Source organism: Halobacillus rhizosphaerae (genome assembly GCF_046719735.1).
Lineage (GTDB): Bacteria > Bacillota > Bacilli > Bacillales > Halobacillaceae > Halobacillus_B > Halobacillus_B rhizosphaerae.
Genome location: NZ_JAUTWQ010000022.1, coordinates 1 through 22,608 on the forward strand (window position 1 = coordinate 1; position 22,608 = coordinate 22,608).

The 22,608-nt window shown below is 41.5% G+C and carries 24 protein-coding genes; 5 read left to right on the plus strand and 19 right to left on the minus strand.

All coding sequences use genetic code 11. From position 1 onward, the window contains the following. Positions 1-291: 291 nt before the first annotated feature. Positions 292-612: a YrhK family protein gene (locus Q7A53_RS18040; RefSeq protein WP_411790594.1), complete on the minus strand. Its 321-nt coding sequence runs from the start codon at positions 610-612 to the stop codon at positions 292-294. A gap of 107 nt (positions 613-719) precedes the next feature. On the opposite strand from Q7A53_RS18040, the gene Q7A53_RS18045 reads away from it, so the two are divergent. Continuing rightward, positions 720-1,934 carry a CapA family protein gene (locus tag Q7A53_RS18045; RefSeq protein WP_411790595.1) on the plus strand — a complete coding sequence of 405 codons (1,215 nt, stop codon included), beginning with the start codon at positions 720-722 and terminating at the stop codon, positions 1,932-1,934. 161 nt (positions 1,935-2,095) lie between these two features. Next, positions 2,096-2,437, plus strand: coding sequence for a winged helix-turn-helix transcriptional regulator (locus tag Q7A53_RS18050; protein ID WP_411790596.1), 342 nt, complete (start codon positions 2,096-2,098; stop codon positions 2,435-2,437). Positions 2,438-2,504: 67 nt separating this feature from the next. Here the strand turns inward: Q7A53_RS18050 and Q7A53_RS18055 are convergent, their stop codons facing one another. The 9 genes from Q7A53_RS18055 to Q7A53_RS18095 form a co-directional block, all read right to left on the minus strand. Beyond that, positions 2,505-2,774 (minus strand): HPr family phosphocarrier protein, encoded by a 270-nt coding sequence (locus Q7A53_RS18055; RefSeq protein ID WP_411790597.1) that lies wholly within the window; start codon positions 2,772-2,774, stop codon positions 2,505-2,507. 104 nt (positions 2,775-2,878) lie between these two features. After that, positions 2,879-3,775 carry an AEC family transporter gene (locus Q7A53_RS18060; protein WP_411790598.1) on the minus strand — a complete coding sequence of 299 codons (897 nt, stop codon included), beginning with the start codon at positions 3,773-3,775 and terminating at the stop codon, positions 2,879-2,881. Between the two features lie 6 nt (positions 3,776-3,781). After that, positions 3,782-4,930, minus strand: coding sequence for a galactonate dehydratase (gene dgoD, locus Q7A53_RS18065; RefSeq protein WP_411790599.1), 1,149 nt, complete (start codon positions 4,928-4,930; stop codon positions 3,782-3,784). Positions 4,931-4,932: 2 nt separating this feature from the next. Next, positions 4,933-5,583 (minus strand): bifunctional 4-hydroxy-2-oxoglutarate aldolase/2-dehydro-3-deoxy-phosphogluconate aldolase, encoded by a 651-nt coding sequence (locus tag Q7A53_RS18070; protein WP_411790600.1) that lies wholly within the window; start codon positions 5,581-5,583, stop codon positions 4,933-4,935. Between the two features lie 16 nt (positions 5,584-5,599). Further along, the gene (locus Q7A53_RS18075; protein ID WP_411790601.1) at positions 5,600-6,568 is read right to left on the minus strand and encodes a sugar kinase; all 969 of its coding nucleotides are present in this window, start codon (positions 6,566-6,568) and stop codon (positions 5,600-5,602) included. A 111-nt stretch (positions 6,569-6,679) separates the two neighbouring features. Further along, positions 6,680-7,960, minus strand: a complete 1,281-nt coding sequence (locus Q7A53_RS18080) for a TRAP transporter large permease (RefSeq protein WP_411790602.1) — start codon at positions 7,958-7,960, stop codon at positions 6,680-6,682. Continuing rightward, the gene (locus Q7A53_RS18085) at positions 7,957-8,496 is read right to left on the minus strand and encodes a TRAP transporter small permease (protein ID WP_411790603.1); all 540 of its coding nucleotides are present in this window, start codon (positions 8,494-8,496) and stop codon (positions 7,957-7,959) included. Before Q7A53_RS18085 ends, Q7A53_RS18080 begins: the two co-directional genes overlap by 4 nt. Positions 8,497-8,587: 91 nt before the next feature. Further along, positions 8,588-9,628, minus strand: a complete 1,041-nt coding sequence (locus tag Q7A53_RS18090) for a TRAP transporter substrate-binding protein (RefSeq protein WP_411790604.1) — start codon at positions 9,626-9,628, stop codon at positions 8,588-8,590. 297 nt (positions 9,629-9,925) lie between these two features. Continuing rightward, positions 9,926-10,108, minus strand: a complete 183-nt coding sequence (locus tag Q7A53_RS18095) for a hypothetical protein (RefSeq protein ID WP_411790605.1) — start codon at positions 10,106-10,108, stop codon at positions 9,926-9,928. Positions 10,109-10,368: 260 nt separating this feature from the next. On the opposite strand from Q7A53_RS18095, the gene Q7A53_RS18100 reads away from it, so the two are divergent. Together Q7A53_RS18100 and Q7A53_RS18105 are read left to right on the plus strand one after the other, a co-directional pair. Then, on the plus strand, positions 10,369-11,226 hold the full coding sequence (locus Q7A53_RS18100) for a MurR/RpiR family transcriptional regulator (protein ID WP_411790606.1): 858 nt from the start codon (positions 10,369-10,371) through the stop codon (positions 11,224-11,226). A 19-nt stretch (positions 11,227-11,245) separates the two neighbouring features. Continuing rightward, positions 11,246-12,742 (plus strand): gluconokinase, encoded by a 1,497-nt coding sequence (locus Q7A53_RS18105; protein WP_411790607.1) that lies wholly within the window; start codon positions 11,246-11,248, stop codon positions 12,740-12,742. Positions 12,743-12,847: 105 nt separating this feature from the next. Here Q7A53_RS18105 and Q7A53_RS18110 read toward each other — a convergent pair whose 3' ends face one another. Beyond that, complete coding sequence (locus Q7A53_RS18110; protein WP_411790608.1) at positions 12,848-14,059, minus strand: CHAD domain-containing protein; 1,212 nt, start codon at positions 14,057-14,059, stop codon at positions 12,848-12,850. Between the two features lie 119 nt (positions 14,060-14,178). On the opposite strand from Q7A53_RS18110, the gene Q7A53_RS18115 reads away from it, so the two are divergent. Continuing rightward, positions 14,179-14,427 (plus strand): DNA alkylation repair protein, encoded by a 249-nt coding sequence (locus Q7A53_RS18115; RefSeq protein WP_411790609.1) that lies wholly within the window; start codon positions 14,179-14,181, stop codon positions 14,425-14,427. A 311-nt stretch (positions 14,428-14,738) separates the two neighbouring features. Here Q7A53_RS18115 and Q7A53_RS18120 read toward each other — a convergent pair whose 3' ends face one another. From Q7A53_RS18120 to Q7A53_RS18155, 8 genes are all read right to left on the minus strand, one after another. After that, complete coding sequence (locus tag Q7A53_RS18120) at positions 14,739-15,332, minus strand: hypothetical protein (RefSeq protein WP_411790610.1); 594 nt, start codon at positions 15,330-15,332, stop codon at positions 14,739-14,741. 9 nt (positions 15,333-15,341) lie between these two features. Then, positions 15,342-16,532 carry an Alp7A family actin-like protein gene (locus Q7A53_RS18125; RefSeq protein ID WP_411790611.1) on the minus strand — a complete coding sequence of 397 codons (1,191 nt, stop codon included), beginning with the start codon at positions 16,530-16,532 and terminating at the stop codon, positions 15,342-15,344. A gap of 421 nt (positions 16,533-16,953) precedes the next feature. Next, positions 16,954-18,150, minus strand: a complete 1,197-nt coding sequence (locus Q7A53_RS18130; RefSeq protein WP_411790612.1) for a class I SAM-dependent rRNA methyltransferase — start codon at positions 18,148-18,150, stop codon at positions 16,954-16,956. A gap of 96 nt (positions 18,151-18,246) precedes the next feature. Next, positions 18,247-19,017 carry an SDR family NAD(P)-dependent oxidoreductase gene (locus tag Q7A53_RS18135; protein ID WP_411790613.1) on the minus strand — a complete coding sequence of 257 codons (771 nt, stop codon included), beginning with the start codon at positions 19,015-19,017 and terminating at the stop codon, positions 18,247-18,249. Next, a complete protein-coding gene (locus tag Q7A53_RS18140; RefSeq protein WP_411790614.1) occupies positions 19,010-19,414 on the minus strand; it encodes a MaoC family dehydratase in 405 nt (134 codons plus the stop codon). The genes Q7A53_RS18135 and Q7A53_RS18140 overlap by 8 nt, the downstream gene beginning before the upstream one ends. 1 nt (position 19,415) lies before the next feature. Further along, positions 19,416-19,838 (minus strand): FAS1-like dehydratase domain-containing protein, encoded by a 423-nt coding sequence (locus Q7A53_RS18145; RefSeq protein ID WP_411790615.1) that lies wholly within the window; start codon positions 19,836-19,838, stop codon positions 19,416-19,418. Further along, complete coding sequence (locus Q7A53_RS18150) at positions 19,828-20,994, minus strand: thiolase family protein (protein WP_411790616.1); 1,167 nt, start codon at positions 20,992-20,994, stop codon at positions 19,828-19,830. The genes Q7A53_RS18145 and Q7A53_RS18150 overlap by 11 nt, the downstream gene beginning before the upstream one ends. Continuing rightward, entirely contained in the window at positions 20,994-22,463 is a 1,470-nt protein-coding gene (locus Q7A53_RS18155) for an AMP-binding protein (protein ID WP_411790617.1), read from the minus strand. Before Q7A53_RS18155 ends, Q7A53_RS18150 begins: the two co-directional genes overlap by 1 nt. Positions 22,464-22,608 lie beyond the last annotated feature (145 nt).

Here is a 22,608-nt window from a genome sequence, read left to right on the forward strand (position 1 = left end):
CTCGTTCCCCTCCGCCCCTTGCCGTATACTGTTCTCGAAATCTACACTTCAGGCAGTATTGAAAAAAACATATCTTTGAGCGGAAATTCCGCTTCAATATCGCCCATAGGGATAGAAATATTCAGCTCGCCTTACTATAGAAAGGAGCATTATCATTAATGAAAACAGCTTACAGATGTCTTCTAGTTCACCATACAAGATAACAAGCAGCCAGAATTTTTTGAACGATACACTTCTCTTTTTACATTCTTCGAAAAAAATAAATCCCCTGCTTATAAACAGGGGATTCCTCTATGATTGCTTTTCTTCATATTCTTTTCTATAGTAATTACGCATATGAAAGCGATGAACTAATCGAATGGTCGGACGTATGAGTAACTGAAGACTGCCCAGTACAAATAACGTTACTCCCCACGTTTTTAAGGATTCAAAATAAAAAAAGATACTTCCTATTAAAAACCAAACACCAATAATAAAATCATTAATTGTATAAAGGACATCATACCCTTTTTTAAAAAATATGTTGTGACTACCCATTTTTATATCAGCGTACTGTTCTTTACTATGAAAATCTGCATCAGCCTGCTCTGAATGTTTTTGTCTATTTTCCATCTTTGAGAACCTCCTTCATACTCCTCTTTTTTCAGATACCCTTTTAAGCTCTCTTCTAAAAGGGTATTACTTATGGAATTTTATTGAATTTATTTGTTATAATGAGGATGAATAAAGAGGATTTCGGACTAATTCCAGCTATTCTAAGGAGGAAAAATGACATTCGACACGTTCGTTTTTTTATTTGCAGTTTAATTATCCTAGGCTTTTTGGCGGCGTGCGGTGCTCCCTCACTTCTAAAAAAAGATAAACAGACAGAGTCATCAGAGAGTCCCACTTCACAAATGAGCCTTCAAACTAAACCCGTACCACAACTCCAATCATCTTTATCGATATCTGCCATTGGAGATATCCTGATACATAAGCGTGTGTATACCGATGCGAAAACCGATAATGGATACGATTTTGCCCCCATGCTAGATCAGGTAAAGCCTTACTTAAACCAATCTACCATTACAATCGCAAATGAAGAAACAATGATCGGCGGTACCGAGCTTGGTCTTTCGGGTTATCCAGCTTTTAATTCACCCAAGGAAATTGGGTCGACACTTAAAGATTTAGGTGTAGATGTAGTTTCAATTGCTAATAACCATAGTCTTGATAAAGGGGCTGAGGGCATTCGTCATGCCATTAACAATTGGCAAGACATAGGTCTAATGTACACCGGGGCTTACAAAAGCCAGGCAGACCATGACCACATTCGTGTTTATAAAACAAAGAATAAACCTAGTGTCGCCTTTTTAAGCTATACTTACGGAACGAACGGAATTAAAACGCCGTCAGGCATGCCTTATCTTGTTAATCGAATCGACTATGGCAAGATTAAACATGATATTGAACAAGCCCAATCCCAAGCCGATGCTGTTGTCGTCAGCTTCCATTTTGGCCAGCAGTATCAGCCCCTTCCCAATCAAGCACAAAAGGACCTGGCACAATTTGCAGCTGATCAGGGAGTAGATGTAGTGATTGGCCATCATCCTCATGTTCTGCAGCCTCTAGCATGGGTAACTGGAAAAAACGGGAATAAAACGCTAGTAGACTATTCACTTGGTAATTTCTTTTCTGGGCAAGACGATTTTAACAAGAGGGTAGGCGGAATGCTCACCTTTAATCTTAAAAAAACCTCAGATAAGCAGGATCCTATTCAAGCAGTTAACCCGAAATTCCTTGTTACATTTGTAACGAAGGAAGGTCCTTATAATTATGAAGCAGTCCCTATGTATCAACTGGACAAGTATAAAAAGGAATATGAACAAACTAAGGAACACATTTCCCGCTGGCTCCCAGAACTTAAATTTGTGGAAACAGCGGCAAACAAATAGAAATAGAGGTCCAAAGGGGAATTTACTCAGAATTTTTATATTAACTTACATTATGTAAGCTAATATATTTAGGTGTATTATTGACATCCAGTAACTTTATGGTCGTTCTATATTTTATTACTCATTAAGTTGTGATAAGATAATACTAGGAGTGATGAAATATGAATAATTCTTCCATATGCCCCCGTTTTGAGAAAGCCATTGGGATTCTAAGCAAACGCTGGACAGGCTTAATTATTTATCAACTGTTAGAAGGCCAGCAGCGTTTTTGTACGATTGAATCCACGATTGGTATTAGCGGAAAGGTATTATCCGACCGCTTGAAAGATATGGAAAAGGAAGGTCTCGTTAAACGCGAAGTTTACCCAGAAACTCCTGTACGTATTGAGTATTCTCTAACCAATAAAGGATTGTCTCTTAAGCCAATTATGGATGAAATAGAAAAATGGTCACAGGAATGGTTCCCCATGCAAGGAGAAGAACAGACTACTGCGGCCAACTAATAGATCATGCAAACCGCAAAAAAGACCCTTACTTTAAAAAGTCAGGGTCTTTTTTCGTGTCTGCTATTTAGTCTTTAGGCTGAAGAAAGGATTCTACTTCACCAAGTGCTTGCTCTGCATCTTCACCGATACACTCTACAATAACTTCATCTCCATCATGCAGTCTCAGGTTAATCAGTCCAAGGAAGCTTTTCAAGTTGGCTTCGATAACACTCCCATTAACATTCTTCTTAAGAAGAATTTCGGAATCGTACTGTTGAATAATTTGACTTAATTCCATAATCGTTTGGGATTCTTTAATAAAAACTTGAATGGTCTTCGTTACTTTGTTAGCCATTTGGATCATCCTTTCTCTTGATCATAATGATGGTGCAGGTTTTCAGCACAAGCAAAGATGATCTTTGCTTGTATTATCTTTCATAACAATCTTCATATACTTGTTCAGATAAAGATTGTTAATAAGATAGGAATCGTTACCACACTAAACAACGTAGTCATTAAGGTGATACTTGAAACTAATTCAGGTTTTGCATTAAATTGTACCGCATAAATCGTAGTCGTTGCGGCTGAAGGCATCGCAGCCGATACAATTAACACACTCGCCATTAAATCACTCATTGGCAGTACAAGGGTTAAAGCAAACGCAATGATAGGCGAAGCAACCAGCCTGACTATAGAGGCGTAGGATACCTTCGTCCATTCCATGCTCTTTACGGAGATACCTGCGAGCTGCATTCCCAGCACCACCATCACCATAGGAATAGTGGCATCAGCAAGCAAATTGACACTCGACATAAGATTTTCCGGCATCGTAATAGAGCCTAGATTCATAACTAACGCAATCAAAACCGCATAAGTGGGAGGCATTTTCAGAACAGAAATGACCGCCATTTTCAGCCCAGAGGTCCCTTTTGCTGCATAATAAACACCAAAGAAATTCATGATAATGGCCTGAAGCACAAGGAAAGAAACGGAGTAAACGAATCCCTCATCTCCAAACGCAAATAAAATGATGGGAGCCCCGTAGTTCCCGGAATTCATAAACGCGGTAGATAGGATTAAGCCGCTTTCCATCGATGTATCATAGCCCTTGATCTTGGCCGCCACTTTGTTTATGAGCAAAATAGCTGCCAGCAGCAAGATGGAAAACACCAGCATCATTAGATATTCGCTATTGAGTTCGGCATTGTAAAAGGTTTTAAAGACTAGACAAGGTAGCATGATATAAAGTGCGATGGTTGAGACCGATTTAATATCTAATCGTGCCATTTTTTGAATAAGGTAGCCTGCACCAAAAATAAGCAACACAGGCAATACCACTTGAATAAACACCGACATCTTAAGTTACCACTCAGCTACACTGCCATCCTGATGTCTCCATACAGGGTTACGCCAGCGATGACCTTCATTTGCCATTTCTTTCACTTTTCTCTCATTAACCGTAATTCCAAGCCCTGGACCCGTCAACATATCCACTTGTCCATTCTTATAAGCAAACACAGAGGAATCTTCAATATAATCTAGAAGATCACTACCCTGATTATAATGGATTCCTAAGCTTTGTTCTTGAATAAAAGCGTTATGACAAGTGGCATCCACTTGTAAACACGCGGCTAAAGCAATCGGGCCAAGCGGACAATGAGGAGCTAAACCGACATCATATGCTTCTGCCATGGTCGCGATCTTCTTACATTCCGTAATCCCGCCGGCATGAGATAAGTCAGGCTGAATGACATCTACGTAGCCCTCCGCAAGTACCTGTTTAAAATCCCATCGTGAAAACATCCGTTCACCCGTCGCAATCGGAATGGAAGTGTGGGAGGCAATTTCTTTTAACGCTTCATTGTTTTCCGCTAACACAGGTTCTTCAATAAACATGGGGCGGTATACTTCTAATTCTTTTGCCAGAATTTTTGCCATCGGTTTATGGACACGGCCGTGAAAATCAATTCCAATCCCTATATCCTTGCCGGCAGCTTTTCTGACAGCGTCGACTCTCTCAAGGGTTTCATCGACTTTTTTATACGAATCGAGGTACTGCATTTCCTCAGTACCGTTCATCTTGATTGCCTTAAATCCTTTGGCTACTGCTTCTTTTGCCGCGGTTCCTACATCAGAGGGACGATCTCCTCCTATCCAGGAGTACACATCGATTGAGTCGCGGCACTTGCCTCCCATTAAGTCCGAAATAGGTGCCTGATAGTATTTCCCTTTAATATCCCATAAAGCCTGGTCAATTCCAGCGATCGCACTCATGTGAATGGGGCCGCCTCGGTAGAATCCAGAGCGATAGAGCACATTCCAGTGATCTTCAATCGGCAGTGGGTCCTTGCCAATAAGATAATCCTTCAATTCATGAACAGCCGCTTCCACAGTAGCAGCACGTCCTTCGACAACGGGTTCTCCCCAGCCTTCTATTCCATCATCCGTGGTGATTTTCAGGAAAAGCCATCTAGGTGGCACGACAAAGGTTTCAATCTCTTTAATTTTCATCCTTATTTCTCCCCTCTAGCTTGCTGTACTGCTTGTGTAAACTGACGGGCAAGTTGTGTGATGCCGTCAAAGTCCTGATTACGGATGAGCTCTTTATCTACTAAAGAACCACCTGCCCCTACTGCAACGGCTCCGTTCGTAATATAATCACCGGCATTTTCAATAGAAACGCCGCCAGTTGGAATCATAGGGATCTGACCAAGCGGCCCCTGAAGATCTTTAATATAGCCCGGTCCAAGTACAGATGCTGGGAAAATCTTAACGGCATCTGCTCCTTCTTGATAGGCATCCACCATTTCACTAGGAGTCATCACTCCAGGAATGGAAATCGCCCCATACCGGTTCGTCACTTGAATAAGTTCTTTATTATAGTTAGGAGAAAAGATAAAGTCAGCTCCAGCTTGAAGAGCCATCCGGGCTGTTACCCCATCTAAAACCGTTCCCGCACCGACAAGCGCTTTACTGCCTAAGCGTTCTTTCACCTGTTCAATCATTAAATAGGCTTGTTCGCTATCTACCGTGATTTCAAGAGTGGTGACGCCTCCTTCAACTAAAGCATCTGCCAATGGAACTACATCCTCTTTTCTGATTTTACGGATAACCGCTATTACACCGCCTTCTTCCAGGCGGTTAAGTTTCATTGCTTTATTCATCCTAGTTCCTCCTATTCTATCGCTCTACGTCTGTCTTCCGATTTCCAGACTTCATAAATTGTTCGAGTTGGGGTTTAGTGGGAACTCCTTCAATGTCCCCGCTCATTTGCACGACAAAAGCTCCAACGGCATTACCGTATTCCGTCATTTCAGCAAGGGACGCCCCTTCAAGAAGCTGGCTGATTACCCCTGCGGCAAAGCCGTCTCCCGCACCTACGGGGTCGATAACCTGCTGAACTGGAAATCCGCTGACACGGCCGGTTTCCTCTAGCGAATGATAATAGGCTCCTTCTTCTCCCAGCTTCATGATGACTTTCTGAGAATCATTCGTTAGAAGTTTACGAGCTGATGCTTCATAATCTTCCTCACCCGTTAAGAAAGCAGCTTCATCTGTACCGGGAAGAATATAATCTGCTAAGGAAGCGATTTTCAATAATACTTCACGAGCCTCATCCAAGTCGTCCCAAAGTTTATAGCGCACGTTAGGATCAAATACAATAGTCAGGTTATGATCCTTTGCTTGTTGAATGGCATGAAATACGGCTTCCTTGCAGGATTCACTTAAAGCAGGAGTAATTCCCGTCACGTGCAGCACTTTAGCTTGAGCTATATAATCTCCCTTCACATCATCCGCGCTCATTAAACTTGCTGCAGAATTCTTTCGGTAGTAATAGACGTTGACTTGTTCTGCGGATAATTTTTCTTTAAAAAAGACGGAGGTAGGAGCTCTGTCTGTATAAGTGACAGCACTCGTGTCCACTCCTTCCCCACGGATAAACTTTTGTACATACCGTCCAAAAGGGTCTTCCCCAAGTTTACTGATCCACCCGGCTTTTAATCCCAGCCTGGAAAGACCGATTGCAACATTAGATTCCGCCCCGCCAATTTGTTTTTGCATTTGATGCACGTATTCAAGCGGAAGGTGTTCGGTGGAACTAAACAACACCATGGTTTCGCCTAGTGTAACTACATCAAGTGGTTTCATCTTTATCCCTGCTTTCTCTGCTGATTTTTTCTTTTCTATGTATCAAAAATCCCTTGCTTTTCGGCAAGGGTTTTTTGAATAGTTATAAGGAGAGGGTCAATGGGTTCCCGTTTAATTACCGAAACTGATCAGCCATAATGACAGTTGAGGAATAAACGTGATCATTAATAAGGAGAACAGCATAGCAAGGAAGTATGGAACAATTGCTTTCGATAACTGTTCAATGGACAAGCCGGAGATTCCGGACCCTACAAATAAATTTACACCAAGCGGCGGAGTAATGAAACCAATAGCCAGGTTTACAACCATAATGATACCGAAGTGAATCGGATCATACCCAATATCTACCGCGATCGGCAAAAGAATCGGGGTTAGAATAATAATTGCGGCTAATGTATCCATGAAACAGCCGACGATCAGAAGTAAAACTGTGATGAGTAGAATGATCACAATATGACTATCTGAAATCGATAACAATAGATTAGCGACTTGTGTAGGAATTTGTTCAACGGTAAGCAGACGTCCGAATGCTGTCGCGGATCCTACAATAATGAGGACAGTCGCAGTTGTCAAAGCAGCATCCGCTAACAATTTCGGCATGTCTTTAAAGCTAAGCTCACGATATAATAGCAGACCGGCAATAATTCCGTATACTACTGCAATAACCGCTGCCTCTGTTGGTGTGAAAATACCACCGTAAATACCGCCTAGGATAATAACAGGGATTACAAGCGCCCATTTAGCTTCCCAGAACGTCTTTCCAATGTTGGCGAGTGACGTTTTCTGTTCAGAGCCTTTGTAATTATGTTTTCTCGAATGGACATAAGCCCAAACCATTAAAGATAAACCAACTAGAAGACCAGGGATAATTCCGGCAATAAACATGTCGCCGATCGAAGCTCCACCAACAACCCCGTAAATAACCATCGGGATACTTGGAGGAATAATAACTCCAATTGAGCCGGCAGCTGCTACGGTTGCCGTAGCGAATTTCTTATCATACCCTTGTCTCACCATTGCTGGAATCATGATTCCTCCGATGGCCGCAACGGTTGCCGGACCAGAACCGGAGATCGCCGCAAAAAACATACAAGTAACGATGGTTGCCATAGCAAATCCACCCGTTTTATTCCCAACCAAAGCATTTGCGAAGTTGAAGAGCCGTTCGGATATGCCGCCTTTCCCCATGATTTCACCGGCTAAGATGAAGAATGGCACAGCCATAAGGGGGAAGGAGTCTACAGAAGTTACCATCTCTTTCATTAAGAAATTAATTGGAATGCTGCCTGAAAAGAAGAGAGTAATAAGAGTAGAAAGACCCAAAGCAATACCGATAGGAACACTAATTATCAGGAGAATAGCAAATGAACCGAATAATACTAATGTTGTCATGATTCATCCTCCCCTTCCTGCTTCAGAATTCGGTCTTTTTCATCTTCAATCTCTACCTCTTTTTTGCCTGTCAGCATCTTAAACTGATTATAAAGATTCTGAATTAAACGAATGGCCGTCAATGCAAATCCGATTGGGGTGGCCATGTACACGAGCCCCATTGGAAGATGCAGAGCTGGCGACTGCTGCCCAAAACCAAGCAGCTGATTAGCTATGTCATAACCGTAATACATAACAAAGAAACAAAAGATTAAGAATATAACATTCGCAAGCATGGAAGCGATCAGCTTCCCTTTATCATTGAGTAAAAGCAATCCAGCTTCAACTTTAATATGGCGCTGTTTCTTCACTCCATAACTTATTCCTATATACACTAACCAAATAAAACAATACCGTGCTAGCTCCTCTGACCACGATAAGGAATTCCCAGATACACGCATAACGACTTGTATGAAAATTACACTTACCATAACGGTCGAGAAGAGAAAAAGCAGAACTTCTTCCAACCTTCGATCTATGGCTTTAATGATGTTCATTTTTTCACCTCAACTGACCCTCATTTTGTACTTAATCCTAAGAAAAAGTGATACGCTGCAGAGTAAACTCTGCAACGTATATCCTCACTAATTATTTCTGTGCATCTTCAATCGCTTGATAAACTTTGTCTACAGTTTCTTCACCAATTTCACTCTTGTAATCGTCAATGACAGGTTGTACAGCTTTCTTCATTTCTTCACGTGCTTCTGGAGAAATTTCTGTGTACTTCATACCTTCTTCTTGAAGTTTGTCTAAATATTTGTCGTTTGCTTCACGATTCAGCTTACGCTCGTATTTACCTGATTCAACAGCTGCTTCTTTAACAATTTTCTGTTGATCTTCAGAAAGTCCATCATAGAAATCTTTGCTCATTAGGAATACAAACGGGCTGTAGATATGGTGCGTATTAGAAACATATTTCTGTACTTCATAGAACTTTTGCAGATAGATCGTTGCATAAGGGTTTTCTTGACCATCAACTGTACCTTGCTGCATAGCCGTAAATAGTTCCGTAAATGCCATTGGAGTAGGGTTTGCTCCTAGTGCTTTGAAAGCGTCAAGGTGCAAGTCATTTTCCATTGTACGTAATTTAAGACCTTTGAAATCATCCATTGTTTTGATTGGGTGCTTACTATTTGTTACGTCACGGAAACCATTTTCCCAATACGCTAGTCCTACTAAGTTCTGATCTTCTAGTTTCTTTAGAATATCTTGACCTACTTGGCCGTCAAGAACCTTATCCGCTACTTCTGTGTTTGGAAATAGGAACGGAATATCAAATACGCTGAAATCTGGTACGAAGTTTGCAAGTGGTGCTGTAGAAGGAATTGTAACTTCCTGACTCCCTAACTGAAGGGCTTCAGTCATTGAACGGTCATCACCTAGCTGACCACTGTGATAAGTTTCAACTTTAATTTTACCATCTGTTTTCTTTTCAACGATTTCTTTAAATTTCAGTAACCCTTTGTATTGAGGGTGGTCTTCGTTTAATCCAATACCTGCTTTAATTGTTTTAACTCCGTCATCACCTGAAGCGCTTTCATCTCCATCACCTGATGAATCTCCATTACCGCAAGCGGCAAGCATAGCAATTAGTAATACCGTAGATAATAGCAACAATACTTTCTTCATACGATCAATCTCCCTTATTATATTAATTTTTAACGACTGCATGGCCGCCAAATTCAATTCTTAGTGCTGCCACAGCTTATCCTGAGAACGTATCATCAGGGACTTGGCAATTACTGGGCAGTCAGTGCCCATTTTCCTTCTCCGGAGGAACTTAATACCCCGCGGATAACTTCGAGCTTTGCATCTTTAGAGAAAACATTCTCCATCAGTTCTACTAACCAGGAGCGAATGGACTTTTCCCTAAGATTTCATACCCTACGGCAATCATGCCCTATTCCCTGCCGATATGTACGATCTTTAAAAAACGTCCGATCTCTGTTCTGCCAATGAAGGGGTAACCGCTTTCAAATGCGGTGCTTTTAAACTGGCCATCAATGGCATTACATTCACCTGCTTACTTAGACCTTGTAAATTCCGGGCGCCAATTGCTCCGTCCTTTAAGATCTGCTGGAGTTGTTCTAGGTTTACACCAAATAGCAAATACCTCGCGACCTTAATCCATCAGGTTCACAACTTACCTGTATTCCATTTGCGCAAGACCCACTAAACCAACTTGCATGTTTTCCCCCCTCGTTCCAATGCAAATTGTTGAAATATTTTTTCTATAACACCGATTATACAAGAATATTTTTTTAATACAAGCGTTTTCAAGAAAAAAATTTCACTCTCTATTACTTTTTTTTGAAATATTTTTCATATACAATAGAAGTAACTTGTTCACCTTATAGGAGGAAACTAGAATGATGGAAGTACCAGCCAAACATGTAATCAGCCGAATCCGCTCCTCATACAGTCAATTTAGTGAAAAAGAGAAATTAATCGCTGACTATATATTGGAAAATACCGAAAACATTGTCCACTCTACGATTAATCAAGTTGCTGATGATCTTATGGTTGCGGATGCAACCGTTTTCAGATTCTGTAAACGCCTTGGGTTTAAAGGCTACCAAGCTTTAAAAATAGCGCTCGCCTCGGAAACGGTGAACCCTATTAAAGATATACATGAAACCATTAGCGAAAACGATACAGAACTTGATATTGCTGAAAAAGTTTTTCAAGCCAATATTCGTGCATTGGAAGCCTCCCGGGATATTCAAAATCAGGAAACCCTGCATCAGGCGCTGAACTTCCTGCTTGAAGCGGACCGTGTTTTCTTTTATGGAAATGGCGGCTCAGGTATTGTCGCATTGGATGCTCAGCACAAATTCATCCGAACTGGAATGTCCACCCATGCTTATTCAGATACCCACTTGCAATTAATGTCTGCATCACAGCTGACACCTCGAGACGTAGCTATTATCATTTCTCATACAGGATCTAATAAAGATGCCCTGGACATTATTGATATTGCAAAAGAGCATGGAGCCAAAACGATCGCCATTACAAATTTCGCAAAATCACCTTTAACTAAACTCGTTGATATCTCCTTGTACACGGTGGCGCAGGAAACAGAATTCCGTTCTGAGGCCTTAGCTTCAAGGATAGCTGAGCTTTCCCTCATTGACTCATTATTTGTCAGCTATAGTATGAAGACCAAGGCAGAGTCTCAGCAAGCGACACAGAAAATGCGGGATGCCATTTTACGAAAACGAGTATAACACGGAAAGGAAGACATTCATGAATTCATATGTAATCGGACTGGATTTGGGCACAACAAGTGCTAAATCCGTCATTTTTAATTTAGATGGTCAAGTAGAAGCAGAACAGGAAGAGGGCTACTCTCTCGAACATCCACAAGTAGGGTATGCAGAGCAAGACCCATTGTTAATTGAGGCCGCGGCATTAAAGGCGATGAAGGATAGTATCGATAAAGCTCAGATCTCCAAAGAACAGATTCTCACCGTAGGGATTTCGACAGCGATGCATTCATTAATTTGTATGAATGAAGCCGGCGACCCGCTATCACCGTCCATCATCTGGGCAGATGCCCGCAGTTCTGCGGAAGCCGTGAGTTTAAAGGAATTACATCCAGACTTATACATCCGGACTGGGACACCGCTTCATCCAATGGCACCCCTTTCCAAGCTGGTATGGATGAAAAATTGCAACTATGAACCTCGAAAACTTGCCAGCTTTTTTGTATCCATTAAAGAATTTCTGATCTATCGCTGGTTCGGAGAAAAGGTAGTGGACTATTCCATAGCGGCAGCCACTGGACTGTTTAATATCCAATCGCATTCCTGGGACGAAGAGGCATTAAAGCTTGCATCTATTGAAGAGAAACATTTATTTACTCCTGTCTCTCCCACCTATCGTTTAGAAGGGCTTGACCCAGAGAAAGCAGCAGGAGCAGGCTTGAGTCCAGAAACTCCCTTTGTCATCGGAGCAAGTGACGGCCCGCTTGCCAACCTGGGCATTGGAGCGATCCATCCAGGAGAAACGGCGATCACAATCGGGACTAGCGGTGCGATCCGTCAGTTCTCTTCAAAGCCGATGCTGGATGAGAAGCAAGAAATTTTCTCTTATAGTTTTACAGAAGATTTGTGGATTACCGGCGGACCGTCAAATAATGGCGGACTGGTGCTCGGCTGGCTACAGCAATTATGGGAAAATGAAGACCAGGAAATCAGTGTAGAGCAATTAAGCGAAATGGCATCTACTGTAGAACCTGGTGCCAACAATCTTCTCTTCCTCCCTTATTTAAACGGAGAAAGAGCGCCGTTCTGGAATGCGGAAGCGAAGGCATCCTTCATTGGGCTTACCCCTGCTCATAAAAAAGAACATATGACTCGGGCAGCGATGGAAGGCGTTCATTTCTCAATCTTGCATATCGCAAGTGCTCTAGAACGTTTAGGAAATCAACATGAAAAAATTTATGCGAGCGGCGGATTCGCGAGGTCTCCTTTCTGGGTACAGATGCTCTCAGATATCTTTAATAAGCCGATTCAAATTCCTCACAGCCACCAAAGTTCAGCTTGGGGCGCTGCCTGGCTGGCCTTGTACAGCACGGGTCATGTAGAACGGTTAGAGGATATTAAAGCTTCAATCCCTATGGACGAGGAATATGTACCGAATTCTGAAAATCACGAGAAATACCGTGAGCTATTTTCTATTTATGAAGATGTTTCCGCCTCTCTTCAAGGCTACTTTACCCGGCTTCATAATTTAACCTAAAGTTCTTTAAGTTTACCAACTAGGCCACCAAAAGGTAACCGTATTCAAATTAAAAACAGTCGCCACTAATGAAAATTGAGGCGGCTGTTTTTTTACTACATTCATTCACTCAGAATTTTTATTTACATTCACATACTGGAGGTTGTCTGCCAGTTCCTGCTTCAGTTCTTTCTTCACTCGCTTTACCGCCTTCTTTTTAACTTGAAGGTTTTTACGATCTTTCTTTAACCGTTCCAGCCAATAATAGAGATCATGAATATCTCCAAACTGTCTTTGATAATCTGTGTAGAAGTCCGCGAGTTCCTGGTAATCCTTATTATAAACTTCATCAAGATAACGATAAATATAACGAAGATTCTTCGCTTGAATCCGAATGTGATGGAGCGCATTTAATGCATCGGCTGATTCAATCCCCCGGTCTCTTACTATTTCTTCATATTCAGCTATCGCTTCGTCAAATGTCTTTTCATACTCTTCTAACCGGTAAGGAATATTTAAAAATAACACGTATTTCCTGAATTCCTTCTCTCTAAATCGGTTCCATTCGTCAATAAATTCCTGGTTGATGATGTTGGGCAATTTTGCTTCCATTTTCTTCTGATGATCGAGTCTCTTGTTTTCTGCTTTTTCACTTAACTGCTTATACACCGCAGCATCTGACTTCTCTTCTGTCTTTTTAGCCCTTTCTTGAAATTCCTCGATTAGTACATCCTTTTCTCTCACTTTACCTAGTTTCTTATGGGCTTTCTTTAATCGTTTCATTAACGAATGATCTTCTGTAATTCCAACAAAGCTAAATAAAGCATGAAGTCGTCTGCCTTTTACCCTGGCTTGATGAGTAACTTCTATGTCTTCGAAAGCAAGAGCTGCAAAACATTCCTCTTTATACTCGTTCACCAGCTGGTCCATCACAGTAACCCAGCGTGCAGTGACACTTTCTAACCCTTCCAGGAGACAGTCTTCACATAAAAAGGATTGTTTGATTGCTAGAAGTGACTCGGTTGCTCCGCAAATTTCACATTGGTCCTTTTGGTCCTGAAGAATGGCTTTGCTGCCTTCTATATTCACCTCGACGTATTTCCCAAATTCCCATCCAAGTTGTTCTCTAAGTTCAATAGGGACCAGCAGCCTTCCATAACTATCTAAAGTCCTGCTATCTTTATCCTTTTCAGTAGCTTTTGTCAGTGTAATTCCCCTGCCATTTTTTAAGGTAGTGATGGAAAGATCAACATGCTCAAATCCTAGAGTATTCCGAACTTGCTTAGGGATCACCAAACGCCCCATTTTATCCACTTGCCTTATAAATTCTTCAGCCACCTAATACACCACCTTAGAAAAGAGTATTCTATTTTACCTATTTCCCTTAATCTAATCTTCTTAACTTTTTTTACATGAGTTTTTTCAATTTGGGAATAATAGGATTCGGAGGTGTTTATATGGAACCTTATTTATGTCCCAGCTGCAAAACGAACCGATCAAGATTTAATATTATTGAACAAGTACCCAAATCTGTAAAAATGGACCCTAAGTCAGGTGAGGTTATTACCGAATATGAAGATAACCAGCTAGACGCCTTTCACGTAAGCTACAAAGGACCTTCCCGCAAGATTCAATGCGGCACCTGCGGTCTAGTGGAAGAGGAAAGATCGTTCGTTAAATTTGCAGAGCATAACCAGTTAAGCTAATAGGCGAAATGGTCAGCCCGGGAATTTGTATCCAGGCTGATTTTTTCTATTTAGTAGTTCCTATGATAAAAATAATAAATCTTCGGTGTGAAAATGGCCAGAATACGGTGATCACTCGAGGTAAGTCCGTGTTTTTGTAACTTTTGAAATTTAATTACGTTAGAAGCATTTGATTCTAAACGGGCGTTAAGACGTCCTTAAATTTCCTCACCACTAAGAGATCGACAGAGGGCAAGGCATAGACGAACCCTGTACTATTTATTAATAAATTTATGGATAAAAAAAGACCGGTAAGCTCCGGTCTCTTTGGTTTATTTATTCATACTAGATAGAAAATCTCCCAGTAAATCGTCGTCATCTTCCTCTTTCTTACTTTCTTCTTGCTTAACATGCAGGTCATCCTGCAAGTTATCTAAATTTAAATCATCCAGCTGGTCATCAATGTTTTCCCAATCTGGTTCCTCGATAGGTACTTCTGCTTCTGCAACGGGGTTTTCTATAGGAGATCGTTCTTGCGATGCAGCTGTCTCTTCCTGTAAATATAATGCTTCATTAATATCATAAGCATTGCTGTTCAGTGAAGCCAGCAGCGTAGTAGCTCTCATTGGATCCATCATTAATTGATAGAGAATACTTCCTATTAGCGCTTCGGAGTGTTCATGTTTAATCCAATTTCTTTGTTCTTTCGTAAGCTTCTTCGGCAAGGGGATCGTTACCGTTTCCTTTTCCTTAGAAAAAGATTCATTGACCCCTTCCATAACAAATTGCGCGATTTTACTGGAGAAATTTCTTCGCTCATTATCTTTAAGCTCCGATAGTTGTCTTAAAAGATGGTCAGGTGTGTCAGAGGGGACACGGAATGTAATGGATTGTCCCCTTTCCACACTGTTTTTAGAATTTCTCATTCAATCACCTTACTTAGATGACGCTGTCTTCTCTTTTTGGTCTTTTCTCATATCTTTGTGCTGATCTTTAGAATTCTTGCGTAGGAAATCAGAAATCAGCTTGTAGTAAGCATTGGCCATCATCCAGATACTTTCATCTTCATCCTCAAAGAATTCAATATTAAAGCCGTCAAGCTTGTTATTTAACGTTTTAATGTAATCCTTAAGAACAGCTGAACCACCGCCTACAAAATAGCAGATTTCAGACTGGGAGTTCTTCTGCCATACATTACGAAGGTAGCGATATTGCTTTTTAGCAAGTTCAAGCAGAATTCTGTCTGTAATGTCATGCACATTCGTTCTGCTGCCTTTCACCATGATATGGTGACGATCATGATTTCTAGTAATAATGTCTACAACATCACGACGGCTGTCTAGTTCAACGCCATGTTTTGTCAAAATTTCATCGCGGATCGCTTCTAGTGACTCTGCTACTCCAAGGTTAAATCCTTGAGCTTTATCATCGTCCACATTCCGGTTACGAATTACAGCAATATCCGTAGAAAGACCGCCGATGTCCTGGATGAGAATTTGTTTGTCGACCAGTTCTTTATTAATAATCTTAAGATCATTATCCATCACTAAGTTAACGTAGGCAGCAAATCCTTCAGGGTAAACTTTTACTTCATCAAATTTAATGTTGACTTTAATTCCCTGATATTTCGGAGTTACCAGAAACTCAACCTGGTGCACAGAACCAAGCAGCTGAGAGCGATAGCCTACATCTTTACCTTCTTTAACTTCACGAAGAGGAAGTCCTGTACCCAGCGTATAATTCGCATCAATGACGTTATTTTTGGCTGATTGAGAATCCTTTGCTCCCACAGCATCTAATGCTAGAGAAGCAAACAGCATGATTAGAGTCTGATCTTCTTCAGATTTATAACTCCCCGGATCTAATTCAGTTGAATTGCTCGTTTTAGTAGCTAGTGTACCCACACGGTAAATCGCATTGTTTTCTTTTAGAGCAGGAGAATGCACTCGAATATGCAGATTGTCTAGTGGATCCTTTTCATCTAACTCCTCAATCCCTATTACCGGACGATCTTCTAAATCTCTTGCAACCACGTTAGGAAGGTATAACTCAGATTCCATTCTTCCAAAGTTTGCTTTCAACGCATCATTTCCGACGTCTATCGCCGCTATTCTCGATTGTGTCATAAATTCAATTCTCCTTTTTTTCTAATCTATTCTTGGATTACTAGATTTTACCTAGCACTATATTTAAATCTATTAAACTTTCAGCAATTAGTCAATGTGCCTTTTTTCGTGTTCTTTTCCGCATACAACTTTACTAATTTGCACACTTGTATTCTTTTTTGTACGCATATTGATTTAGCAGTTTGTATTCACATTTGTTTACATGCAATCATAATTGTGTACATTTGTATTTAAATTGTGTGCATGTAATCATATTTGTGTACAATGACGTAAATTTACAATATTCACCAATATCTCCCACCAAAAGCCCGGACTGAGGAAAATTGTCATTTCCTAACGAGCGGACTAAGAATTTAGCACACAAAAAAACTATGCCAGAAGACTCAGATCCAGCATAGTAAAAGATAGATAAAAGGATGGCTTATTTAATTTTTTTTACAAAAACTACTTTTAAATAATTACCTTCCTTGAAACTCGAGGTGGTTTTAAAATCTTCAGGTAACGTATACTCCTCAACAAGTTTATATTTAAATTGGGACTGCTTAAAAGCAGAATCAATGAAGGACTTAAATTTCTTCATATTGAATTTACTGCAATTCGTTGAAGCTACAATCACCCCATTAACAGCTGTAATATCAATGGTTTCCTTAAGCAGAGCTGTATAGTCCTTCTCAGCCCGAAATGTATGCTTTTTAGACCTTGCAAAGCTAGGCGGATCAAGGACTACAAAGTCAAATTGCTTCTCCTTGCGCTTAGCATACTTAAAGTATTTAAAAACATCTTCTACAATGATGTCCTGAGCTTCATAGTCAATGTTATTAATACTGAAGGACTCAATGGTTTTCGCGTAGCTGCGGTTGGCAAGGTCCACGCTTGTTGTGTGTGAAGCACCGCCTAGTGCAGCGTAAACTGAGAAGGCACCCGTATAAGAGAAGGTGTTTAAAACTGATTTTCCAGCAGCATAGTGATCTCGAATGGATTTACGAACCTCACGCTGGTCCAGAAACAATCCAACCATCGCACCCTCATTTAAATAGATAGGAAATCGAACGTCGTTTTCTTTCACGAAAATCGGAAACTCTCCTCTTTCCCCTGCTACAAATTCATCCTCATCGATATAAGAACCTTGCTTACCGAACCGTTTCTTTTGATAGATTGCTTTGTAGTCCACCAGTTTCTTTAGTGACTCAATGATGGAGGAACGAAAGGAGTATATTCCTTCACTATACCAATTAATTAAGTAATAACCATCAAAGTAATCAATGGTTAAACCGCCAATTCCATCCCCTTCACTATTGAACAGACGAAAAGCCGTGGTATCCTCACGCTTAAAGAATGACTTCCGATGCTGAATCGCTTTCTCTAACCGGTTGTCAAAAAAAGACTGGTCAATCTCTTCCTGTTCATGATAGCTAAGAACCCAGCCGTAACCTTTATTTTGTTTTCCGAAATATCCTTTTGCAATAAATTGATCATGCTCATCCACAAGTTTAAGAATGGATCCCTCTTTAGTTAATTTTTCAGTAGAAACAACCGATTCCTTGTGGATTAGTGGATAGCCGTTTTTAAACTTATTCACATGTGGACGACGCACTTTTATTTTTATTTCTTGTGCCATTCTATTCTCCTGCCTTATTCTTAATTTTCAATTCTACCCTCTACCATAACACAAAAAATACGGCCGCCCTATTTGAAAGAGCGTGCCGCTAGTATCTTAAAGCATGACGTATGAGGGAGGAAGCCAAATGCCAGCTTCATCTTTATTAATAGAGTATACGACTCCGGTTTGATCCATCGATCTATTCTGAATGAAGCCGGCCAGAAAATCAGCTACCTGATCCGCTGTCCCAATCTCCCAATACTGCTTCTCTTCTTCTGTGGCAGAGGAAAGCTCTAATTTCTCAAGAAAAGGGCGAGTCATATCCGTCTTGGCTGCAGGTGCCACAGCATTCACTTGGATATGATCTCTTTCTAATTCTTTAGCCATCGTCATCATCATGCCAATTATGGCCGCCTTTGCCGCACTGTAATTCACCTGGCCGACTGTACCAATAAGTCCTGCCAGCGAGGTCATATGAAGTAAAAAACCAGGTGTATGGGTGGACTTAAAATAGTTGGTAACGGCTTGACTGCAAATAAAGGTGCCTTTCACATGAACATCCATCACTTCTGTGAATTCCTGCAATTCCATTCGATGAAAAATTCGATCATGAATGACTCCGGCGTTATTAATCAATCCAGTCACCTTGCCAAAATGTTGCAAAGCCGTGTCTGTCAGTACATCTCCCGCCTCAGGGTCCGTTACCGAAATAGCTGCTCCTGCAGCCTTTCCTCCATTTACACGAATATCATCGACTACCTGATCTACACTTGAAGAGTGTCTGCCGTTTACAACGACTGCCGCTCCCTTTGCAGCGAGCAGCTTCGCCGTGCTTTTTCCAATCCCTTTAGTCGCGCCAGTGATGATAATGACTTCCTCATTCATGTAACCCCTCCTTTAGCCTGAATTCGCCTCTAAAAATGACTTGCTCTGCCTGATTAACCCCACCGATTTTCACTGAAAAATCATCGAACGTTACACGAACAATTTCTCCAGTTATAGTTAATTGATCCCCTTGAAGCAAAGGATTAATAAAAGAGGTCTCTAGATAATGTATGAAAATCCCTACACCAAACCATTGTTGAACAGCACTCACGGCTAATCCACACGACCACATTCCGTGAACCACGGGCTTTGAAAAACCTGCTTCTTTAGCAGCATGGTCATCCAGATGAATCGCATTCTTATCTCCAGAGGCGTCCGCATATTCCGAAATTATTTCGGCAGTAATCGCTTCATCCATTTGATAGACAAATGTCCGTCCTATATGCAAATCTTTCACTTCACTTCACCTCTCCCCTCTCTGGCAAAACTAACGTGGTGCGTGCAGTAGCTTGAAGATCCTCTTCGTCATAAATAGCAAGCGACTGGATTACAAAGGTCATCAGTCCCCGTTTCCCTGGTTTTGCAAATACTTCTTCCAGAGTAAGGGTGCACAGATAAGGGTGGTTGGCTGCTAAACGTTTCCGATAATCAAAGCTTTGTTTGGCGTGAATCAGTCCATCCGACTCCCTTAACCAGGGAACCTGAATTTTGTTCATGAAAGTAATTGCCATTGTAGGTGGGAGAAATATGGTTTTGCCTTCTTTCAATGATTTACTGAAAGAGAGTCCTGGCTGAATAGCTTTTGCAAAATGGACAGCTTCTTCAATCCCAATAGTGATCGACTGCTGAGGCGTAGTATGTCCAATCCACTTATCGATCATTGAGCTCACCTCCGTCCATCCGTTCAAACATAGCTGCAAGGCCCATACCCCCGCCGATACCTAAAGTGGCTAATCCTCGCGTAAACTGCTGATGCCGCATCTCAGTTAGCAAACGAGTAACAAGAATCGCTCCGGAAGCTCCATAAGGATGACCGAGAGCAAGAGCACCACCTGAAAGGTTCACTTTTTCAAAGGGAATATGTAATTCTTTCAGGGAAGCAATAACTTGAGAAGCAAACGCTTCATTAAATTCAACCACGTCCACATCTTCCACTTGAAACGAAAGACGGCGTAACAATTTCCTCACCGCTGGAACCGGCCCAATCCCTAGTAAATTAGGATCGACTCCTGCAACAGTCGAATCTAAAAATCTAGCCAGAGGATTTAACCCCAACTGTCTGCACTTCTTTAAAGACATCACCAGAACGAGAGCTGCACCATCATTCAATGGACACGCATTTCCCGCTGTTACCGTCCCCTGCTCTTGAAAAACGGGCGGCAGGGAGGCTAACTTCTCAAGCGTAGAGCCAGGGCGGGGGCATTCATCTTGATCGACCTCTCCTACAGCAAGGATTTCCTCAGCAAAGCTGCCTTCCTTTTGAGCATGTAACGCCTTTTGATGACTGTTATAAGCGTACTCATCCTGCGATTTCCGGGAAATGTTAAATTCTTGGGCGACATTCTCCGCTGCAGCTCCCATTTCAGGATCCCCGATAGATTCAGGAGAAAATCTAGCGCGGGAATAAAAAGAGGGGCCAGCCGGGTCATAGACCGAAGAAGGTTTTTCAATTTTCCAAGGAGCGAGGCTCGTACTCTCCACTCCACCTGCCAGGTAAACCTCCCCTGCTCCTGCCTGAATTTGCCGCGCTGCCATAACTATCGCTTCCAATCCCGAACCACACTGACGATCTACTGTAACTCCAGGCACAGAGAGAGGAAGTCCAGCTTCCAAGGCAGATAATCGCGCGATATTTCCCCCAGGTCCAACGACATTTCCTAGGATCACATCATCCACTTCATGAGGGTCTATTTCTGTTTGATTAATAAGATTCTTAATTAAACAGGCTGCAAGCTTCTCGGGAGAATATCTTGATAAAACACCTCCCATTTTACCGACGGCCGTACGCTTCACATGGACCACTACAGCTTCCGCCATCATCCCTCTCCTTTCCTTAGGCCATAGACAGATTCTACTTCTTTTCTAGCTGGTTTACCGCTCGTGGTGTATGGAAACTCAGCTGTAACATGCCACTCCTTCGGACATTTATAGCGAGGTAGAAGCTCTATACAATGTGCTTTCAAATGTTCCTGTTCGATAGCTTGGGATTGTGAATAGACAGCGACTACCTTCTCTCCCCAATAGTTATCCTCCACTCCAAACACTACTGCTTCCTCGATCCCTGGAAATGTCTTAATGACTTGCTCTACCTCTTCAGGATAAATATTCAGACCTCCGCTAATGATCATATTCTGCGACCGGCCGATCAATATGACTTCTCCTTGCTGATCCTTGTAAGCCAAGTCCCCTGCACTGGCCCAGGATCCAGAAAATACCTTTGAAGTTTCTTCCGGACGATTAAAGTAACCAGCGAATAACCATGGGCTCTTCACAAATAAGTACCCGACTTCCCCATCAAAAACCTCGCCTCCATGCTCATCACGAATATCAATCGTTACTTGAGGGAAAGGTTTGCCAATAGCCCCTGGAATTTTGCGAGAAATATCGAATTTCTGCACACTCACAAAGCTTAATTCAGAAGCTCCGTAAAATTCGTAAATGGAACTTTCCGGAAACAGAAAAGCAGCTTGCTTTTTAGCTTCATATGCCCACTTCGCCCCTGATGAGATCAATTTTTCCAGAGGAAAAGACTGGGATTGAGGTGTAATTCTCTGAATGGCTTCACACATTGTAGGCACGATATATAAAACAGTTATTCTTTCATTTGTAAGAATTTCACTTACCTCATGAGCATCAAAGGTAGGTGTTAAATATAAGGTAGTACCAAGATGGAGTGCTTGAACAGCAGCATATAAAAAATGGGAATGAACTAGAGGTCCGGGGCAAAGAATCCGATCATTTTCTGATAGAGAAAATACCCGCTGTCCTTCTTGAAAACAATCCGCCCATGAGGAATGAGTTCTTTGGAAGCCTTTGGGATCACCTGTGGTTCCTGAAGTATATCCGATGTAAAATAGATCCTCTGGTGACGCCTTAGAAGCTTGGTATGCTTCAGGCAGAGTCTGCAGCTGTTCAAGCTCTATTCCCGCTTTCTTGAGAAGCGGGAATCGCTCTAAATATACAGGGTCATAGACGAGGAGATCAGGAGAGGCATCCTTTACTATCTGGTCTAATTGAACTTCACTCCATTTAGGATCAAATGGTATGGCAATTCCCCCGTTATGACTAATGGCGATGAATAGTTCCAGCCAGTCAATGTCATTTCTAAGGAGAAACCCTAATTTCTTTCCACTTAGATTACCGGAAAAATAGGTTAGTTTTCTAGTTAACCGTTGAATGTCAGCTTGCAGGTCTTGATAGTTTATCTTTTTATCCTGAGTGTGAATTGCTAGCTTATCTGGGTGTTCTTGGGCATAATAAGCTAGTTTGTCTCCGATAACCGCCATTGTAATCACCTCCATTCATCTATTGTTTAAAATTTAATCATTAATCCATAATTGCTCCCCACTTCTTGGAGATTTAGTTTCTAGATATTTCAGGTCCGTTGCCATATCAAGACTAGGGTTGGATGGGAAATAACTCGCTTTCCTG

Excerpts from the sequence above, each read along its gene's own strand:
- Q7A53_RS18040 (WP_411790594.1), bottom strand. The coding sequence starts at position 612 with ATGGAAAATAGACAAAAACATTCAGAGCAGGCTGATGCAGATTTTCAT.
- Q7A53_RS18045 (WP_411790595.1), top strand. The coding sequence starts at position 720 with ATGAATAAAGAGGATTTCGGACTAATTCCAGCTATTCTAAGGAGGAAA.
- Q7A53_RS18050 (WP_411790596.1), top strand. The coding sequence starts at position 2,096 with ATGAATAATTCTTCCATATGCCCCCGTTTTGAGAAAGCCATTGGGATT.
- Q7A53_RS18055 (WP_411790597.1), bottom strand. The coding sequence starts at position 2,774 with ATGGCTAACAAAGTAACGAAGACCATTCAAGTTTTTATTAAAGAATCC.
- Q7A53_RS18060 (WP_411790598.1), bottom strand. The coding sequence starts at position 3,775 with ATGTCGGTGTTTATTCAAGTGGTATTGCCTGTGTTGCTTATTTTTGGT.
- dgoD (WP_411790599.1), bottom strand. The coding sequence starts at position 4,930 with ATGAAAATTAAAGAGATTGAAACCTTTGTCGTGCCACCTAGATGGCTT.
- Q7A53_RS18070 (WP_411790600.1), bottom strand. The coding sequence starts at position 5,583 with ATGAATAAAGCAATGAAACTTAACCGCCTGGAAGAAGGCGGTGTAATA.
- Q7A53_RS18075 (WP_411790601.1), bottom strand. The coding sequence starts at position 6,568 with ATGAAACCACTTGATGTAGTTACACTAGGCGAAACCATGGTGTTGTTT.
- Q7A53_RS18080 (WP_411790602.1), bottom strand. The coding sequence starts at position 7,960 with ATGACAACATTAGTATTATTCGGTTCATTTGCTATTCTCCTGATAATT.
- Q7A53_RS18085 (WP_411790603.1), bottom strand. The coding sequence starts at position 8,496 with ATGAACATCATTAAAGCCATAGATCGAAGGTTGGAAGAAGTTCTGCTT.
- Q7A53_RS18090 (WP_411790604.1), bottom strand. The coding sequence starts at position 9,628 with ATGAAGAAAGTATTGTTGCTATTATCTACGGTATTACTAATTGCTATG.
- Q7A53_RS18100 (WP_411790606.1), top strand. The coding sequence starts at position 10,369 with ATGATGGAAGTACCAGCCAAACATGTAATCAGCCGAATCCGCTCCTCA.
- Q7A53_RS18105 (WP_411790607.1), top strand. The coding sequence starts at position 11,246 with ATGAATTCATATGTAATCGGACTGGATTTGGGCACAACAAGTGCTAAA.
- Q7A53_RS18115 (WP_411790609.1), top strand. The coding sequence starts at position 14,179 with ATGGAACCTTATTTATGTCCCAGCTGCAAAACGAACCGATCAAGATTT.
- Q7A53_RS18120 (WP_411790610.1), bottom strand. The coding sequence starts at position 15,332 with ATGAGAAATTCTAAAAACAGTGTGGAAAGGGGACAATCCATTACATTC.
- Q7A53_RS18125 (WP_411790611.1), bottom strand. The coding sequence starts at position 16,532 with ATGACACAATCGAGAATAGCGGCGATAGACGTCGGAAATGATGCGTTG.
- Q7A53_RS18130 (WP_411790612.1), bottom strand. The coding sequence starts at position 18,150 with ATGGCACAAGAAATAAAAATAAAAGTGCGTCGTCCACATGTGAATAAG.
- Q7A53_RS18135 (WP_411790613.1), bottom strand. The coding sequence starts at position 19,017 with ATGAATGAGGAAGTCATTATCATCACTGGCGCGACTAAAGGGATTGGA.
- Q7A53_RS18145 (WP_411790615.1), bottom strand. The coding sequence starts at position 19,838 with ATGATCGATAAGTGGATTGGACATACTACGCCTCAGCAGTCGATCACT.
- Q7A53_RS18150 (WP_411790616.1), bottom strand. The coding sequence starts at position 20,994 with ATGGCGGAAGCTGTAGTGGTCCATGTGAAGCGTACGGCCGTCGGTAAA.
- Q7A53_RS18155 (WP_411790617.1), bottom strand. The coding sequence starts at position 22,463 with ATGGCGGTTATCGGAGACAAACTAGCTTATTATGCCCAAGAACACCCA.